This window comes from Actinomadura fibrosa (assembly GCF_900659615.1).
Lineage (GTDB): Bacteria > Actinomycetota > Actinomycetes > Streptosporangiales > Streptosporangiaceae > Spirillospora > Spirillospora fibrosa.
In genome coordinates, this window is the sequence record NZ_CAACUY010000044.1 from 15,524 (window position 1) to 33,072 (window position 17,549).

At 73.2% G+C, this 17,549-nt stretch carries 14 protein-coding genes; 8 read left to right on the forward strand and 6 right to left on the reverse strand.

The features are described from left to right. Positions 1 to 195 precede the first annotated feature (195 nt). Positions 196 to 951, reverse strand: coding sequence for an arginase family protein (locus tag E1300_RS50090; protein WP_165502884.1), 756 nt, complete (start codon positions 949 to 951; stop codon positions 196 to 198). A 339-nt stretch (positions 952 to 1,290) separates the two neighbouring features. On the opposite strand from E1300_RS50090, the gene E1300_RS50095 reads away from it, so the two are divergent. Continuing rightward, positions 1,291 to 1,992 carry a hypothetical protein gene (locus E1300_RS50095; protein WP_165502885.1) on the forward strand — a complete coding sequence of 234 codons (702 nt, stop codon included), beginning with the start codon at positions 1,291 to 1,293 and terminating at the stop codon, positions 1,990 to 1,992. Between the two features lie 228 nt (positions 1,993 to 2,220). Here E1300_RS50095 and E1300_RS17635 read toward each other — a convergent pair whose 3' ends face one another. From E1300_RS17635 to E1300_RS17645, 3 genes are read right to left on the reverse strand one after another with little or no spacing between them, the layout of a single operon-like run. Next, positions 2,221 to 2,973, reverse strand: a complete 753-nt coding sequence (locus tag E1300_RS17635) for a succinate dehydrogenase/fumarate reductase iron-sulfur subunit (RefSeq protein WP_131758106.1) — start codon at positions 2,971 to 2,973, stop codon at positions 2,221 to 2,223. A gap of 2 nt (positions 2,974 to 2,975) precedes the next feature. Continuing rightward, positions 2,976 to 4,937, reverse strand: coding sequence for a fumarate reductase/succinate dehydrogenase flavoprotein subunit (locus tag E1300_RS17640; protein WP_242619209.1), 1,962 nt, complete (start codon positions 4,935 to 4,937; stop codon positions 2,976 to 2,978). Continuing rightward, a complete protein-coding gene (locus tag E1300_RS17645; protein ID WP_131758107.1) occupies positions 4,925 to 5,614 on the reverse strand; it encodes a succinate dehydrogenase cytochrome b subunit in 690 nt (229 codons plus the stop codon). Before E1300_RS17645 ends, E1300_RS17640 begins: the two co-directional genes overlap by 13 nt. 333 nt (positions 5,615 to 5,947) lie before the next feature. On the opposite strand from E1300_RS17645, the gene E1300_RS17650 reads away from it, so the two are divergent. Further along, positions 5,948 to 6,451: a hypothetical protein gene (locus E1300_RS17650; RefSeq protein WP_131758108.1), complete on the forward strand. Its 504-nt coding sequence runs from the start codon at positions 5,948 to 5,950 to the stop codon at positions 6,449 to 6,451. A gap of 64 nt (positions 6,452 to 6,515) precedes the next feature. Here the strand turns inward: E1300_RS17650 and E1300_RS17655 are convergent, their stop codons facing one another. Continuing rightward, a complete protein-coding gene (locus tag E1300_RS17655; protein ID WP_131758109.1) occupies positions 6,516 to 7,697 on the reverse strand; it encodes a PP2C family protein-serine/threonine phosphatase in 1,182 nt (393 codons plus the stop codon). 320 nt (positions 7,698 to 8,017) lie between these two features. On the opposite strand from E1300_RS17655, the gene E1300_RS17660 reads away from it, so the two are divergent. Both E1300_RS17660 and E1300_RS17665 read left to right on the forward strand, forming a co-directional pair. Next, a complete protein-coding gene (locus tag E1300_RS17660; protein WP_131758110.1) occupies positions 8,018 to 9,718 on the forward strand; it encodes an ABC transporter transmembrane domain-containing protein in 1,701 nt (566 codons plus the stop codon). Between the two features lie 67 nt (positions 9,719 to 9,785). Continuing rightward, on the forward strand, positions 9,786 to 11,609 hold the full coding sequence (locus E1300_RS17665) for an ABC transporter ATP-binding protein (RefSeq protein ID WP_131758111.1): 1,824 nt from the start codon (positions 9,786 to 9,788) through the stop codon (positions 11,607 to 11,609). Here the strand turns inward: E1300_RS17665 and E1300_RS17670 are convergent. Further along, complete coding sequence (locus E1300_RS17670) at positions 11,582 to 13,663, reverse strand: S9 family peptidase (protein ID WP_131758112.1); 2,082 nt, start codon at positions 13,661 to 13,663, stop codon at positions 11,582 to 11,584. The two genes, E1300_RS17665 and E1300_RS17670, sit on opposite strands and share 28 nt — an antisense overlap. 209 nt (positions 13,664 to 13,872) lie before the next feature. Here E1300_RS17670 and E1300_RS17675 point away from each other — a divergent pair, with 209 nt between their 5' ends. From E1300_RS17675 to E1300_RS17690, 4 genes are read left to right on the forward strand one after another with little or no spacing between them, the layout of a single operon-like run. Beyond that, the gene (locus tag E1300_RS17675) at positions 13,873 to 15,336 is read left to right on the forward strand and encodes a serine/threonine-protein kinase (protein WP_131758113.1); all 1,464 of its coding nucleotides are present in this window, start codon (positions 13,873 to 13,875) and stop codon (positions 15,334 to 15,336) included. A 45-nt stretch (positions 15,337 to 15,381) separates the two neighbouring features. Then, the gene (gene mshB, locus E1300_RS17680) at positions 15,382 to 16,281 is read left to right on the forward strand and encodes an N-acetyl-1-D-myo-inositol-2-amino-2-deoxy-alpha-D-glucopyranoside deacetylase (protein WP_131758114.1); all 900 of its coding nucleotides are present in this window, start codon (positions 15,382 to 15,384) and stop codon (positions 16,279 to 16,281) included. 39 nt (positions 16,282 to 16,320) lie between these two features. Then, positions 16,321 to 16,863 (forward strand): DUF6113 family protein, encoded by a 543-nt coding sequence (locus E1300_RS17685; protein WP_131758115.1) that lies wholly within the window; start codon positions 16,321 to 16,323, stop codon positions 16,861 to 16,863. 24 nt (positions 16,864 to 16,887) lie between these two features. After that, positions 16,888 to 17,451 carry a flavin reductase family protein gene (locus E1300_RS17690; protein WP_242619210.1) on the forward strand — a complete coding sequence of 188 codons (564 nt, stop codon included), beginning with the start codon at positions 16,888 to 16,890 and terminating at the stop codon, positions 17,449 to 17,451. The last annotated feature ends 98 nt before the right edge of the window (positions 17,452 to 17,549 follow it).

The window sequence follows — 17,549 nt, forward strand, 5'->3', positions numbered from 1 at the left end:
CTCTAGTGCCGCCAACCGCACCCCGTTGACCTTGATGAACGCGGTCTTGGTTGATGTATGGCCGGGACGACGGAGCGGGCTTATGGTCGAATATGGTGCCCTGGCACTATTCCTTATTGATCTGATGGCACCTGTCGATCCAGGACAGGAATTCCTTATCGTGGAAGGTCGCCTGAAGTCGAAACCGACGCCTGGTCAGGGGGCCAGGAGGTCGGTGAGGAGCTGGGAACGGGCGGTGTTGTCGTCACCCTCGGGGTCGTGCCAGGTGCAGGCGAGGTCGAGGGCGACGACGCGGCCGGTGGCCGTCAGGCGGCGAAGGGCGGCGGACAGCTCGTCGGGCGTGCAGCCGTCCGGGACGGGGAACCGCAGGCCGGGGACGTGGCGGCTGTCGACGACGTCCACGTCGATGTGCACGATGACGGGACCCTCCGGCAGGAGCGACGCGTCCAGCTCGTTGACAGTGCAGCGGCCGATCTGCGAGGAGGCCAGGTAGTCGACCTCCGGCGGGTCGAGGTCGCGGGCGCCCACCAGGAGCACCCGGTCCTCCGACAGGGGCCGAACGCCGAGGGGATCGGCCAGCAGCTCGGGGTCCGCGCCCACGATCTGCCGGAGCGGCATGCCGCCGATGTAGCCGGACGCCGAGCTCGCCCGCGTGTGGACGTCGCCGTGCGCGTCGAACCAGACGATCGAGGGGTCCTTGCCCGCGCGCTGGACGCCGGCGACGACCGCCTCCGACACCGTGCAGTCGCCCGAGACCACCCTCGGTGTCACGCCTCTGCGGAGCTGCGCGGCGACCTCCTCCGCGACGGGCTCGTACAGGAAGGCCAGACTCTTCCAGATGTCGCCCTGGGGCAGATCGCGGGTGATCGTGGTGAGTTGGGCGCCGGTGAGGGGGAAGCTCTCGCTCGGCAGCAGCTCGTCCGCGTGGTAGGGGACCAGGGTGATCGTCATGGTTCCCCATGGTGCACCGTGGGGATTCTGCCCGCTGAACTGGGTCGGATGGTGCTGCGCTCCGGAAGCGCCGTCGCGATGCTCGCTGCGATGGATCGCGACGAGCTCCGCGACGACGTCGAGCCTCACCGGCCAGCTCGTCCGCAGCCAGAGAAGCTCCTCGGGCGGATCGACCGTGGCTTCCTTCGGTGGGGTGTACCCCGGTGGCCACGGTCCGCTGTGCGGGTCGATTGACGTGGCCTCCCAGTCGCCCAGTGTCGGCTGACCTTGATCTTCGTCCCGCGTGACCTCGAAGTGATGGATTCCGCGGAACGCGAGGACGACCTCTGACCCGTCCGGGTGACGGAGGACGGCGTCGACGGCGTCCAGGTCGTCAGAGCCGGGAATGTGCGCGGCCAGGAGATGATTCAAGGTCGGCCCGGCCAACGGCGGCAGGACTGCCTGGAGATCCGCAAGGTCCGCGGGGGCGCCGTACACGGCGACGAGTTCCCTGGTGCCGCCAAGGACCTCGTCCAGGTCTCCACCAGCGTCCTCTGCGGGAGAAGCGGCAGGTTCGAGCAGCTCATCGATGACGAAGAGGGCGAGCGGCGTAACGGCGGGAAAGCCGAGGACGGTGAACCCGGCGCCTATGAAGAAGCGGGTCAGGGAGTGTGCCACCGCCTCGGCGACCTCGTTGGCATCATGGGCTTCATATGCTCTGACGAGGGCGTCGGCGATGGTGAGTCCATCGCGGACGGGCCCAGGCAGGATCATCTTGAGCAGCTCGACGACGAGCTTCTTCTGACGTTCGACCTCTTTCTGACGTTCGACCTCGACGTTCTGGTCCGCGGGCGCCTCGTCGACTTGATCCTCGGCCTCGTGTGCCGCACCTGGGCTGGGGCGGTCCGACGTAGGCTCGGCCAAGTCGTCGGGGTCTTGGCCTTGAGGCGCATCTTCGTCGGGCACGGGCTCGATCGTCTCGTCGATCTTCGTCTGGACCTCGTACTGAATCTCATCGGAGTCGTCCCGCTGGACTTCCACACTCAGGTCCGGCGGGTATGAGCTTTCAGGCGTTGGAGTTTCGGGTGAGTCGTCCGGCAGTTCTTTGCCAACGCCTTCAATGCCCATGCTTCGCATGGTGGGCCGGGCGGGGGGCGGGGGCAAGGGGCCCGGTGACGTCGGCATGGGTCGGCCAGGCGTGGGCGAAGCCCTGCCCCTCGACGCGGCGAAGCCCCGTCCGGGACGGGTCCGGGCGGGGCTTCGCGGGGCTGCGGGTTGTCTCCTGGCGGGTTACTTCTTCTTGCCGCCCGCGGTCGCCTTGAGGTAGTCGCGGTTCAGGCGGCCGATGACGTCGAAGGGGATCTCCTTCGGGCAGGCGGCGGTGCACTCGCCGGTGTTGGTGCAGCCGCCGAAGCCCTCCGCGTCGTGGGTGTCGAGCATGGAGACGACGCGGTCCCAGCGTTCCGGCTGGCCCTGCGGCATCAGGCCGAGGTGGGTGACCTTGGCGCCGAGGAACAGGGACGCGGAGCCGTTGGGGCAGGCGGCGACGCAGGCGCCGCAGGCGATGCACTCGGCGGCCTCGAAGGCGCGGTCGGCGTCCGGCTTCGGGACGGGCGTCGAGTGGGCCTCGGGGGCGGTGCCGGTCGGGGCGCTGATGTAGCCGCCCGCCTGGATGATCCGGTCGAAGGCCGAGCGGTCGACGACGAGGTCCTTGATGACCGGGAACGCCTTGGCGCGCCACGGCTCGACGTCGATGACCTCGCCGTCCTTGAACTTGCGCATGTGGAGCTGGCAGGTGGTGGTGGCGCGCTCCGGGCCGTGCGGGTCGCCGTTGATGACGAGGGAGCACATGCCGCAGATGCCCTCGCGGCAGTCGTGGTCGAAGGCCACCGGCTCCTCGCCGGAGGCGATGAGCTTCTCGTTGAGGACGTCCAGCATCTCCAGGAACGAGGCGTCGGGGGAGATGTCGTCGAGCTTGTACTCGACCATCCGGCCCTTGTCCTGGGGGCCGCTCTGGCGCCAGACGCGCAGTGTGAGCTTCATGGTTACTTGTACGACCTCTGCGTCGGGTGGACGTATTCGAACTCGAGGGCCTCCTTGTGGAGGATGGGCTGCGCGCCCTCTCCGGCCCATTCCCAGGCGGCGACGTAGGAGAAGTTGGCGTCGTCGCGCTTGGCCTCGCCGTCCTCGTCCTGGCTCTCGGCGCGGAAGTGGCCGCCGCAGGACTCCGAGCGGTGCAGGGCGTCGATGACCATCAGCTCGGCGAGCTCCAGGAAGTCGGCGACGCGGCCGGCCTTCTCCAGCTGCTGGTTGAGCTCCTCGCCCTTGCCGGTGACCTTGACGCGCTCCCAGAACTCCTTGCGCAGCGCGGGGATGAGCTCCAGCGCCTTGCGGAGGCCCTCCTCGGTGCGCTCCATGCCGCAGTACTCCCACATGATGTGGCCGAGCTCGCGGTGGAAGGAGTCGACGGTGCGGTCGCCGTCGATGGACAGCAGCCTCTCGATCTGGGACGTGACGCGGGTCTCGGCCTCGGCGATCGCGGTGGGGGCGACGGCGCCGAGGTCGTTGCGGGCGATGTAGTCGCCGATGGTGTTCGGCAGGACGAAGTAGCCGTCCGCGAGGCCCTGCATGAGGGCGGACGCGCCGAGCCGGTTGGCGCCGTGGTCGGAGAAGTTCGCCTCGCCGATCACGAACAGGCCGGGGACGTTGGACTGGAGGTCGTAGTCGACCCACAGGCCGCCCATCGTGTAGTGCACGGCGGGGTAGATGCGCATGGGCGTCTCGTACGGGTTCTCGCCCGTGATGCGCTCGTACATGTCGAAGAGGTTGCCGTACTTGGCCTCGACGGTCTTGCGGCCGAGGCGGTCGATGGCGTCGGCGAAGTCGAGGTAGACGCCGAGGCCGCCGGGGCCGACGCCGCGGCCCTCGTCGCAGACGTTCTTCGCGGCGCGGGACGCGATGTCGCGCGGGACGAGGTTGCCGAACGACGGGTAGATGCGCTCCAGGTAGTAGTCGCGCTCGTCCTCGGGGATGTCGGACGGGCGGCGCTCGTCGCCGGCCTTCTTCGGCACCCAGACCCGGCCGTCGTTGCGGAGCGACTCCGACATCAGGGTCAGCTTGGACTGGTGGTCGCCGCTGACGGGGATGCAGGTCGGGTGGATCTGCGTGTAGCAGGGGTTGGCGAACAGGGCGCCGTGCCGGTGGGCGCGCCAGGAGGCGGTGACGTTCGAGCCCATCGCGTTCGTGGACAGGAAGTACACGTTGCCGTAGCCGCCGGAGGCGAGCACGACCGCGTCGGCGGTGTGGTGCTTGATCTCGCCGGTGATCAGGTTGCGGACGACGACGCCGCGGGCGCGGCCGTCCTCCATGATCAGGTCGAGCATCTCGTGCCGCGGGTACAGCTCGACGTTCCCGGCGTCCACCTGGCGCATCAGGGCCTGGTAGGCGCCGAGCAGGAGCTGCTGGCCCGTCTGGCCGCGCGCGTAGAAGGTGCGGGAGACCTGGGTGCCGCCGAACGAGCGGTTGTCGAGCAGGCCGCCGTACTCGCGGGCGAACGGGACGCCCTGGGCGACGCACTGGTCGATGATCTGCGTGGAGATCTCGGCGAGGCGGTGGACGTTCGACTCGCGGGCGCGGAAGTCGCCGCCCTTGACCGTGTCGTAGAACAGGCGGTGGACGCTGTCGCCGTCGTTGCGGTAGTTCTTCGCGGCGTTGATGCCGCCCTGCGCGGCGATGGAGTGGGCGCGGCGCGGGCTGTCCTGGAAGCAGAACTGGAGGACGTGGTAGCCGGCCTCGCCGAGGGTGGCGCCGGCGGAGCCGCCCGCGAGGCCCGTCCCGATGATGATGATCTTCTTCTTGCGCTTGTTCGCGGGGTTGACGAGCTTGGCCTCGAACTTGCGCGTGGTCCAGCGGTCCTCGATCGGCCCGGACGGGGCCTTGGTGTCGGCGATCGGCTCGCCGGACTTGTAGAAGCTGTCGCTCGGGATGCTCATGGTCAGCTCACCCATCCGAAGGTGATGGAGACGGGCACGGAGATGAAGCCGAGCGTCACCACGGCGGCGACGGTGGCGGCGAGGGTCCGCAGGGCGCGCTCGTTGCGGGGCGTGCGGAGCCCGAGGCTCTGGAAGGCGCTCCAGACGCCGTGGCTGAGGTGCAGTCCGACGAGCAGGAGGGCGACGACGTACCAGACGGTGATGTACCAGCGGGACGGGTCGAAGTCGGCGAGGACGCGGTCGTACGGGGACGCGTCGCCGCCCTTGGGGTTCACCACGAAGAAGGTGAGGTCCAGCAGGTGCCAGATGACGAAGAGGGCGATGATGACGCCGCCGTACCGCATCGTGCGGGTGGCGTAGCCGTGGGCGTGCGACCGCTTCCTCGCCTCGTACTTCGCCGGGCGGGCCGCGGCGGCGCGGCGGGCGAGCGATACCGCCGACCACATGTGCAGCACGACGGACACGAACAGGACGACCTCGATGAGCGTCAGGATCGTGCGCTGCGGGACCGCGGGCTCGCCCATCGTCCGCAGCCAGTGCGCGTAGTGGTTGAAGTCCTCCGCGCCCAGGAAGATCTTCAGGTTCCCGATCATGTGGGCGACCAGGTACAGCACCAGGATGGCGCCGGTCACGGCCATGACGGCCTTCTTGCCGACGGTCGATCGGTAGATCGCAGGTATCGCTATAGCCACCCGCGCACGGTACGTCTACCTGGTCTGAGAGTTCCAAGTCATCAGAGCACTCGTTTCGATAGCCACAGGCTATGAGCAAAGCGGCGCGGGCCTTCGGCGCGTTCTGGCGCCGTGCCGGTGGTGAGTGACCTCACAGACCGTCCGGGAACTCTCTCCGGCAGTGACGAAGAAGACATTGACGGCATGCGGACGCCGGCGGTCGCGGTTCCGGTTCCGGTTCACGGGAGTGCACGCAGAACGAACGCCTGTGCGCGCAGCGGTAAGGACAGGCGGCACCCCGGCGCGAAGACTCTCTTCCGAAGGCCCACACCAACCGGAAAGGTCGTGATCACCATGGTCTCGGCAAGCACGTCCCGGGTCCTGCGGAAGGGGGTGCCGGCCTTCTGCGCCGCGCTCACCGTCGCGTTCTCGGCGTCCGCGGTCTCCGCCGCGCCGGCGCGGGCGGCGGATCCGGGCGGCGGGGCGCGCTCGGGCGCGTCCGGTACCCGGGCGCCGGACTGGACCCCGACGCTGACCCCGTTCTCGCCCGGCCAGGAGAGGGTGCACCGCAACCTGAGCGGGCCGCAGCGGCAGAACTACCTGGAGAACTGCGGCCCCAAGTACCTGTGCGTGGCCGCCGGTGAAGGCGACGGCCAGCACACCGTGTACGAGCTGTACTACTGCACCGAGCGCAGCCTCTCCAACTTCATCGACGCCGGTGCCGCCGCCAACAGCCAGTTCGGCGCGACGGCCATCCTCCGGCGGCGGGACAGGAGCGTCTTCCAGAGGATCCCGCCGGACCCGAACAAGGTCGTGGGCGTCGACTGGTACCCGGTCTGGTACCTCGACCCCTGCTGACGGGCCGCGACGGCAGGAAGCCGCCGCGCGCGGCTGAGGACGGCGCGGCGCGGGGTGGCGCTGGTCAGGGGCGGCGGGACAGCAGCAGGACGGCCATGTCGTCGGTCAGGGCGTCGCCGTTGAGGCGCTCGACCTCGCCGACCAGCTCGTCGATCAGCGCGAGCCCCGCCGCGCCGCGGGCGCGGGCGCGGCGCGCGAGCCCGAGGAGGCCGTCGGTGCCGAGCCGCGCCGAGCCGGCGCCCGTCCGGCCCTCGATCAGGCCGTCCGTGTAGAGCATCAGGCTCCAGGACTCGCCGAGGTCGATCTCGGTGGTCGGCCATTCGGCGCCGGGGACGAGGCCGAGCGCCGGGCCGTGCGCGTAGTCGGGCAGCGCCGACACCTCGGTGCCGCCCGCGCCGGGCAGGTCGCGGAACAGCAGCGGCGCCGGGTGCCCGGCCAGGTGCATCCGGGCGGTGCGCCGCGACGGCGCGATCGTGATCATGCAGAGGGTGGTGAAGATCTCCTCGCTGCGGCGCTCGTGCCCGAGCACCGTGTCGAGCGTGCCGAGGAGCTGCTCGCCGGTGTGCCCGGCGAGGACCAGCGTCCGCCAGGCCATCCGGAGCTGGACGCCGAGCGCGGCCTCGTCGGGGCCGTGCCCGCAGACGTCGCCGATCACCAGGTGCACCGCGCCGCCCTCGGTCTGCACGGTGTCGTAGAAGTCGCCGCCCAGCAGCGCCCGGCGGCGGCCGGGCCGGTAGCGGGTGTTGTGCCGCAGCGTCGGGTCGTCGATCAGCGGGACGGGCAGCAGCCCGCGCTCCAGCCGCGCGTTCTCGCGGCCGAGGATGCGCGCCTCGACGAGCCGCCGCTCGGTCTCCTCGGCGCGCTTGCGCTCGATCGAGTAGCGGACGGCGCGGGCCAGCAGCGGGCCGTCCACCTCCTGCTTGACCAGGTAGTCCTCGGCGCCGGCCGCGACCGCCCGGACGCCGAGGTGGGCGTCGTCGAGGCCGGTCAGGACGACGACGGCGGCGGGACCGGACATGGCCAGCACCTGGCGCAGCCCGTCCAGCCGGTCGATGCCGGGGGTGGACAGGTCCACGATGATGCACTGGGTGCGGCGGGTCAGCAGGCGGCGGGCCGTGCCGAGGTCCCGGGCGACGCTGATCCTCATGTCCAGCCCCGTGTCGGCGAGCATCCGCTCGACCATGAGGACGTCCGAGGGGTCGTCGTCGATGAGGAGCAGGTCGATGCGCTCCTCGGCCCCTGACATGGGGGTGCGCGTCTGATGACTGAGAGTGCTCACAAAGGCTTCCAGAGTCGGGGCTGGCGACGGCACTGGCAACGGCCGGTCCGTTCCCTTTATTCCTGCGGGAGCAGGACGGAAGGCGGGCCGCGCCGGGGCGGCGGCGTGGGCTCGGCCGCCAGAGTCCCGGCTCAAGGAGCGGCGAGGCTTCGCTCCGTGACCCCCGACCTTAGCGTCTTCTCGCGGTCCGACGCATCCCGGTGGGGCCGTCGCCCGGACGTCCCGGACATTCCGGGCGCCTAAAAAATCGTTCGAGCCGGGGGGCGTTCCGTGCATATCTTCGTCCGGTGAAGTCGTTGCCGGAGAAGGATCCAGGCAGCCCCGACCGCAGATCCCCCGCCCGCTACCTGCTGTGGCTGCTGCGCGCCCAGTGGCGGAGCGCCGCGGTCGCCGCCGCCCTCGGCGTGACCTGGATGCTCAGCCAGGCGCTCATGCCGGCCGTGATCGGCCGCGCCGTCGACGAGGGCCTGGCGGCGAAGGACGAGCGGGCGCTGCTGGCCTGGTCCGCCGCCCTGCTCGGGCTCGGTGCCGTGCAGGCCGCGTCCGGGGTCATGCGGCACCGGTTCGCGGTCTACAACTGGCTGGCCGCCGCCTACCGGACGGTGCAGGTCGTCACCAGGCAGGCGACCCGGCTCGGCGGGACATTGCCGAAGCGGCTCGGCGCCGGCGAGGTCGTGAGCGTCGGCATCACGGACGTCGCGCACGTCGGCGAGGCCCTCGACATCGTCGCGCGGGGGTCGGGCGCGGTCGTCGGGATCGTCGTCGTCGCGGGGATCCTGCTGGCCACGTCGCTGCCGCTGGGCCTGATCGTCCTGGTCGGGGTGCCGCTGATCCTGCTGCTGGCGGCGCCGCTGCTGCGCCCCTACCGCGAGCGCGAGCAGGACCACCGGGAGCTGGTCGGCGAGCTCACCGGCCGCGCGACGGACCTCGTGGCGGGCCTGCGGGTGCTGCGCGGCGTCGGCGGCGAGGGGCTGTTCGCCGGACGGTACCGGGAGGAGTCGCAGCGGGTGCGGGCGGCCGGGGTGGCGGTGGCGCGGGCCGAGTCGCGGCTGAGCGGCGCCGAGGTGCTGCTGCCGGGCCTGCTGGTCGCGCTCGTGACCTGGACGGGCGCGCGGTTCGCCGCGGCGGGCTCGATCAGCGCGGGGCAGCTCGTCGCCTTCTACGGCTACGCGGTGTTCCTGATCGGGCCGCTGAAGACGCTCGGCGAGGCCGCCGGGAAGATCACCAAGGGGCTGGTCGCGGCGGGCCGGGTGGTGCGGCTGCTGGGAGTCGAGCCGGAGCGGCCGGCCGGGACGGCCCGTCCGGCCGCGCCGGCGGAGCTGATCGACATCCCGTCGGGGCTGGTGGTGCGGCCGGGGCGGGTCACCGCGATCGCGGCGGCCGACCCGCGGGACGCGCAGGCGATCGCCGACCGGCTCGGCGGCTACGCGCCCGGCGAGGTCGACTTCGGCGGCGTCCCGCTGCGGACGGTCGCGGACGTCAGGGAGCGGATCGTCGTGGCGGTCAACGAGGACCGCCTGTTCTCCGGACCGCTCGCCGAGACCCTCGCCCCACCGGACGCCCTCCCAACGGACGAAGACGTGCTGGCGGAGGCGCTCCGGGCGGCCAGTGCCGAGGACATCGTCGCCTCGACCGGCCTGGACGCGCACGTCGCCGAGGCCGGGCGGGAGTTCTCCGGCGGGCAGCAGCAGCGCCTGCGGCTCGCCCGGGTGCTCGCCGCCGACCCGGAGGTCCTCGTCCTGGTGGAGCCGACCAGCGCCGTGGACGCGCACACGGAGGCGCGGATCGCCGCCCGGCTCGGCCCGGCGCGCGCGGGCCGCACCACGGTGGTCGCCACCACGAGCCCGCTGATGCTGGACCGCGCCGACCACGTCGCCTTCGTCCAGGACGGCCTGGTCGTCGCCGAGGGCACGCACCGGGACCTGCTGGAGGCGGAGCCGCGCTACGCGGCCGCGGTCACCCGCGAGGAAGCCGCCCCGCGTGCCTGAGCGCCTCCCGGCACGACACCCCCGGTCCCGACATGACACGTAGGCAGGAGAGGAAGGCCAGGAAGCCGTGAGCACCGAGATCCTGCCGGTGGCCACGCCCGCCCAGGTGCGGGCGTACGCGCGCCGGTTGACGCTCCGACATCCGCGGGCCCTCGCGGGGGCGCTGGGGCTGCACGCGCTGGCCGCCGTCACGGGGCTGGTCGCGCCGCGGCTGCTCGGCGACCTCGTGGAGGGCGTCCGGGACGGCGGGGCCCACATCGACCGGGCGGGCCTCGCCATCGCCGCGTTCGTCGTCGCGCAGGGCGTGCTGGTCAGGTACGCCTACTACGCGTCCGCGCGGCTGGGCGAGCGGGTGCTGGCCGAGCTGCGCGAGGAGTTCGTCGACCGGGTGCTGGAGCTGCCGCTGTCCACGGTCGAGCGCGCCGGGACCGGGGACCTCGTCACCCGCACGTCCCGGGACGTGGACGCGCTGAGCACGTCCGTCCGCTACGCCGTCCCGGAGACGCTCGTCGCCGCCGTGGTGGTCGCGTTCACCGCCGGCGCGCTGGTGCTCACCGGCCCGCTGGTGGCGCTGCCGTGCCTCGTCGCGGTCCCGCTGCTGTGGGGCGTGATGCGCTGGTACCTGCCGCGCGCCCACGCGGGCTACCTGCGGGAGAACGCGGCGTGGGCGGAGCTGACCGACGGGCTCACGGAGACCGTCCACGGCGCGCGGACGGTCGAGGCGCTCGGCCTCGCGGAGCGGCGGCACGCGCGCGGCGACCGGGACATCGCCGCCTCGTACGCGATCGAGCGGTACACGCTGCGGCTGCGCATGGTGCTCCTGCCCGTGATCGAGATCGGGTTCGTGCTGCCGGTCGCGGCGACGCTCCTCGTGGGCGGCCTGCTCTACGTCCACGGGCACGCGTCGCTGGCGCAGGTGACCGCGGCGACGCTGTACGTCCAGCAGCTCATCGGCCCGATCGAGACGCTCCTCAACTGGCTGGACGAGCTGCAGCTCGGCGGCGCGTCGCTGGCGCGCCTCCTGGGCGTGGGCGAGGTGCCCCCGGACCGGACGCCGAACGGGCGCCGTCCGCCGGGGGAGCGGATCACGGCGCGCGGCGTCCGCTACGCCTACCGGCCCGGGCGGGACGTCCTGCACGGCGTCGACCTCGATCTGCGCCCGGGGGAGCGGCTGGCGATGGTCGGGCCGAGCGGCGCGGGCAAGTCGACGCTCGGGCGCCTGCTCGCGGGCGTGGACGGCCCCCGCGCGGGCGAGGTCGCACTCGGCCCCGACGACGGGGACGGGCACGCCCCGGACGGGCGGATGCCGCTCGTCGAGCTGCCGCTGGACGAGCTGCGCGGCCACGTCGCGCTGGTCACGCAGGAGCACCACGTGTTCCGCGGGACCCTCCGCGACAACCTCGTGCTGGCCCGTCCCGACGCCACCGACGACGAGCTGGCGCGGGTCCTCGCGGCGGTCGACTGGGACGGCCCCGGCCTGGACGCCGTCGTCGGCGAAGGCGCGGCCGGAGCCGGGGCCAAGGCCGGAGCGGCCGGGACCGGAGGCGAGACGCTGTCGCCGGCGCAGGCCCAGCAGCTCGCGCTGGCGCGCCTCGTCCTCGCCGACCCGCACACGCTGGTGCTCGACGAGGCGACCTCGCTGCTGGACCCGCGCGCCGCCCGCCGCCTGGAGCGCTCGCTCGCCGCCGTCCTCGACGGCCGGACCGTCGTCGCGATCGCGCACCGCCTCCACACCGCGCACGACGCCGACCGCGTCGCCGTGGTGGAGGACGGCCGCGTGACCGAGCTCGGCACCCACGACGAGCTCATCGCCGCGGGCGGCTCGTACGCGGCCCTGTGGTCGTCCTGGCACGGCGCCGGGAGTCAGCGGGAGAGCGCCGACCTCAGGTAGTCGACCTGGAGCAGCAGGAGGTTCTCGGCGACGACCTCCTGCGGCGTCATGTGGGTGACGCCGGACAGCGGCAGGACGGTGTGCGGGCGGCCCGCGGCGACCAGCGCGGACGACAGGCGCAGGGTGTGGGCCGCCACCACGTTGTCGTCCGCCAGCCCATGGATGATCATCAGGGGCCGTTCGAGCTTCCCGGCCATCCCGATGAGGGAGTTCGCGTCGTAGTTCTCCGGCTCCTCGTCGGGGTGGCCGAGGTAGCGCTCGGTGTAGTGGGTGTCGTACAGCCGCCAGTCGGTCACCGGGGCGCCCGCGATGCCCGCGTGGAACACGTCCGGGCGGCACAGGACGGCGAGGGCCGCGAGCCAGCCGCCGAACGACCAGCCGCGGACGCCGACCCGGTCGAGGTCGAGCGCGGCCGGGTGCGCCCGGGCGGCCTCCATCAGCGCGGAGATCTGGTCCTCCAGGACGGGCCCGGCGAAGTCGCCGCGGACCGCGCGCTCCCACACCGGCCCGCGCCCGGGGGTGCCGCGCCCGTCGGCGATGACGACGGCGAAGCCCTGGTCGGCCAGCCACTGCGCCTCGCAGTAGGCCCGCTGGACGGCGAGGACCCGCTGCGCGTGCGGGCCGCCGTAGGGGTCGAGGAGCACGGGCAGGCGCCCCTGGCCCGGCTCCCAGCCGGTGGGCAGCAGCACGGCGGTGCGGATCCCGCGGTCGCCGGCGCGGAGCAGCTCCACCCGCGGCGTGATCACCGGCGTCTCGGCGTAGGAGAGGACCGACCGGACCCCGGACGCCGTCCGCACCTCGATCTCGGCGCCGGGGCGGTCCAGCCGCGCGCCCGTCACCACGGTCGTCCCGCCGGACCGGGTGCCGCCGAACACGCCGCGCCCCTCGGTGAGGCGCGACACCTCGCCGCCGTCCAGCGAGTACAGGTGGATCTCGGTGGGCTCCTCGGACGCGGTGAACAGGATCGAGTCGCCGTCCACGCCGAGGACCGAGCGGACCTGGAGGCCGCCCGGCGTCACGGGCTCGCCCGCGACGGTGATGCGGCGCGTGTCGGTCTCCCGGTCCTCGGTGACCCAGACGAGGGCGCCGCCGTCGGTGCGGGCGGGGATGCCGGGGACGATCTCCGTCCACACGGGGTCGTGCTCGTTGTGCAGCAGCGACGTCTCGCCGTTGGACGGGTCCACCTTCAGGACCCGCTGGGACCGCTGGTCGCGGGGCTGCACGACGATCAGGAGGCCGTGCCGGTCCCAGGAGGCGGTGACGACGTAGGGGAACTCGCCGCGGTCCCAGGCGACCCCGACACGGCCGCCGTCCACCTTGAGCAGGGCGAGCGACACCAGCGCGTTGGGCGTCCCCGCGGCGGGGTAGGCGACCTCGGCCGGGGTCCGGTCCGGGTTGGCCGGGTCGGCGATGTGCCAGCGCTGCACCGGCGTCTCGTCGACCCGGGCGACCAGCAGCGTCCCGCCGTCCGGGGACCACCAGTAGCCGCGCATCCGGTTCATCTCCTCGGCCGCGACGAACTCGGCGAGGCCGTACGACACCTGGTCGGACTCGGGCTGGACGAGCGCCCGGTCGCCGCTGCCGTCCATCTCGATGACCCGCAGCGTCCTGCCGGACACGTAGGCGACGCGGCGCCCGGCCGGATCGGGACGCGGGTCGAAGACCGGCTCCCGCGCGGGCAGCTCCCGGACCCGGCCCGTGCCGAGGTCGGCGACGCAGAGGCGCCCGCCGAGGGTGAACACGGCCTGCCGCATCGCCCGGTCGGTCGCGTACCCGACGATGCCGCCTGCCTGCTCGCGGGCCCGCTCGCGCCGCGCGCGCTCCTCGGCGGGCAGATCCTCCTCGCCGGGCACGTCGAGCGCGGCCGGATCGGCGACGAGCCGCTCCTCGCCGGTGGCCGTGTCGAGCGTCCACAGGCAGGTCACGGGATCGTCCCCCGCCCTGGTGCGCAGGAACGCCACGCGCGCCCCGTCCGGCGCGATCTGGAAGGCGCGCGGGACGCCGAGGGTGAACCGCCGGGTGCGGGCGCTCTGCCGCGGGTAGCTGATGCTCATGGCACCCGAGTCTGCCAGCAGCCGGAGCCTCCGGAAGTACGGCGCACGGCGCCCGCCGGGGCCCTATGATCACGGGTCGTCGCTCGCGGCCGGGGAACGCCCCGTGGCCCGGTCCGCGCTCGCGTAAGCTCAGAGCTTCGCCGAACATCGCGCAATACTTCGGAAGCTTCGTCGAACAGGTCGTCGTCGCGGGCGCTAAGGAGTGGTCAATGCCGGAGCTGCAGCCGGGAGATCCCCGGCGGCTGGGCTCGTACGAGATCGTCGAACGGCTCGGCGAGGGCGGCCAGGGCGTCGTCTACGGCGGGGTCGACGCCTCCGGGAACAGGGCCGCCATCAAGCTGCTGCGCGCGGACCTCGCCGGGGACGCCTCGGCGCGCAACCGGTTCGTGCGCGAGGCGCAGGCGGCCAAGCAGGTCGCGCGGTTCTGCACCGCGCAGGTGCTGGAGGCCGACGTCGCCGGCGACCAGCCCTACATCGCGAGCGAGTACGTCCCGGGCCCGTCCCTGTACAAGCAGGTGACCGAGACCGGCCCGATCACCGGCGCCCCGCTCGACCGGCTCGCGATCGGCACCGCGACCGCGCTGGTGGCGATCCACCAGGCCGGGATCGTGCACCGCGACTTCAAGCCGCACAACGTCATCATGGCGCCGGACGGCCCGCGGGTGATCGACTTCGGCATCGCGCGGGCGCTGGACACCGGGCAGACCGCCGCGACCAAGGCGATCGGCACCCCGTCCTACATGGCGCCCGAGCAGGTCGCCGGCGCGACGCTGACCGAGGCCGTCGACGTCTGGGCGTGGGCCACCACGATGGTGTTCGCCGCGACCGGACGCCCGCCCTTCGGCGACGACACCGTCGTCGCGGTGATCAACCGGGTGATGCACGAGCCGCCGTCGCTGGAGGGCGTGCCCGCCGACCTGCACCGGCTGGTCGCCGCGTGCCTGGTCAAGGAGCCCGAGCGGCGGCCGACCGCGCAGCAGCTGATGATGGCGCTGATCGGCAGCGGTCCCGGCGGCGCCGGGCAGACCCGCATGGACGACCCGGCGCAGGCCACCTCGCTGATGGCGGAGGGCAGGACGCTCGCCGCCGGGGCGGCCGCGGGCGCCGCCGCGGGCGCGATGATGGGCGGCCCGGGAGGGCCGGGCGGCCAGCAGACCCGGCCCGTGGCGCCGCGCGACTACACCGGCACGCTGCCGCCCGTGCAGCGGCCGCCCTACGGCGGGCGGCCGGGCGGCACCGGGTACGACGGCTTCGAGCCGGAGCGCAGGTCCAAGTGGCCGATCGTCGCGGCCGTGCTCGCGATCGCCGCGCTGGCGCTCGTCGTCGGCCTGTTCATGGCGAACCGCGGGAGCAACGACAGCCCGAACGACCAGACGTCGCCGACGGTCAGCGAGTCCGAGTCGGCGTCGGAGACGCCGAGCGACGAGTCGTCGGAGCCGGAGCCCGAGCCGTCCCGCACGCACACCCGGCTCCCCACCGTGGAGCCGACCACGAAGATCCCGACGAGCCGTCCCACGACGCGCGAGCCCACGACCAGCGCGCCGCCGACCAGCGAGGCGCCCCCGACCACGAGCACGCCCACCGGAGGCGACGGCGGCACCGGCGGCCAGGGCGGCCAGGGCGGCAGCGGAGGCGGCGGCGGAGGCGGCGCCGGGACGAGAGAGGTCGGGTAGGGCGGTCATCGCCGCGGGTTCGTGCCCTGAGTAGGCTCGTTGACTATGAAGGAGCCGCGGATCCTGTTCGTCCACGCCCATCCGGACGACGAGTCCATCGGGACCGGGGCGACCATGGCCAAGTACGCCGCCGAGGGCGCCCACGTCTGTCTCGTCACCTGCACGCTGGGCGAGGAGGGCGAGGTCATCCCCGACGAGCTGCGCCATCTGGCCTCCGACAAGGAGGACGCCCTCGGCGAGTACCGCATCGGGGAGCTCGCGGAGGCGTGCGCGGCGCTCGGCGTGCGCGACCACCGGTTCCTCGGCGGCGCGGGCCGCTGGCGCGACTCCGGCATGATGGGCGCCCCCACGAACGACGACCCGCGCTGCTTCTGGCGGGCCGACGTGGACGAGGCCGCCGCCGCGCTCGCCGCGGTCGTCCGCGAGGTCCGGCCGCAGGTGATCGTCACCTACGACGACCGCGGCAACTACGGGCATCCCGACCACATCCAGGCGCACCGCGTCACCCGGCGCGCGTTCGAGCTCGCCGCCGACCCGTCCCACGGGGACGGCGCCGAGCCCTGGCGGGCCGCGAAGTTCTACGCCTACGCCACCCCGCGCACCGTCCTCGCCCGCGCGATCGCCGTGATGCGCGAGAAGAAGCTGCCGTTCGCGCGCGTCGCGGGCCTGGACGAGCTCGGCTCCGGCGTCCCCGACGACGCCGTGACCACGATGGTGGACGCCCGCGGCCACCTGCCCGCCAAGCTCGCCGCCCTGCGCGCCCACCGCACCCAGGTCGTCGTGGCGCCCGAGGAGGTCGGCCCCTACTTCGCGCTGTCCAACAACCTGGGCCAGCAGGCGTTCGGCACCGAGTACTTCATCCTCCAGGACGGCGAGCTCGGGCCGGTCGGGCCGGGGCGGCGGGAGCGCGACCTGTTCGCCGGCCTGCGTGACGCGCGCGCCTGAGCGGCCCGCGCGCCCGAAGGGCTGGATACCCTGACGTCCGTGGACAAGGACGACGAGGCACGGGTGAGCCTGGCCAAGGACGGCCCGCCGGCGGACACGCCCCCGAAGACCCCCGCGGCCGCCTCGGGCATCTCCCTGGCGCCCGACGACGCCGACGACGCGGCGGCCCCGGCGGGGGACGGGCCGGTCGAGGCGTTCGTGTCCGGTGCCGCGTACGCCGCCCTCGGGCTCGTCGGCGGGCTCTTCGGGCTCGTGGGGTCCTTCGCCCAGGACTGGACGGTCGGCGACGTCCCGGCCGCGTCCGTCGTGCTCGTCGTGCTCGTCTTCGGGATGGTGCGGCTCGCGGGCTGGGGGATGGGCCGGCGGCTCGGCGCCGCGGTCCCCGGGATCGTGTGGGGCGTCGTGGCGTTCGTCATGTCCATGCAGCGGCCGGAGGGCGACCTCGTCATCCCGGCGACGCTCGCCGGATACGTCTACATCATCGGCGGCATGGTGGCCGCGGTGGTCGCGGTGTCGCTCGTGCCGGCCGCCGGGCCGTCCGGCCAGTGGCTTCTGGGAAGGGCGGCGCGTACCCGCGGGTAAGGCGCTGGGTACAGTGAATCCGTTGTGACCAGTGACCCTCTGCGCGCCCGGCCTCCCGCCGATCCCCGCCTCCGGACGCCTCCCGCGGCGGCGGCCGGGCGGGACGTCGACCCGGCGCTGTACCGGCAGGTGGTGGGCAGGTTCGCGACGGGCGTCGCGATCGTGACGGCGGTCAGGGACGGCACCGACCACGCGATGACGGTCAACGCCTTCACCTCGGTGTCGCTCGACCCGCTGCTCGTCCTGGTGTGCGTCGAGAAGGCCGCCCGCTTCCACGACGTCGTCCTCGACGCCGGGGAGTGGGCGGTGTCGGTCCTCACCGAGGACATGCGCGACGCGTCCCAGTGGTTCGCGACCCGGGGCCGCACGCTGGACGGCCAGCTCGAGGGCTGGGAGCACACCCGCGGGCCCGCGACCGGCGCGGCGGTCTTCTCGCGGGCCGTCGCCGCCCTGGAGTGCCGCACCCACGCCGTCCACGACGGCGGCGACCACAGCATCGTGGTCGGCGAGGTCCTCGGCCTGGACGTCCCGGACCCGGACGGCAGGCCCCTCCTCTACTACGAGGGCGCCTACCGCACCCTCGCCTGAGCGGTCCGGCCGAGCGGTCCGGCCCGGAGGCGCCCGCGCGGTGGCCGGAGCGCACCGCGCGAGCGCATCGTCTCCAGGAGCGTCGTCTCCAGGAGCAT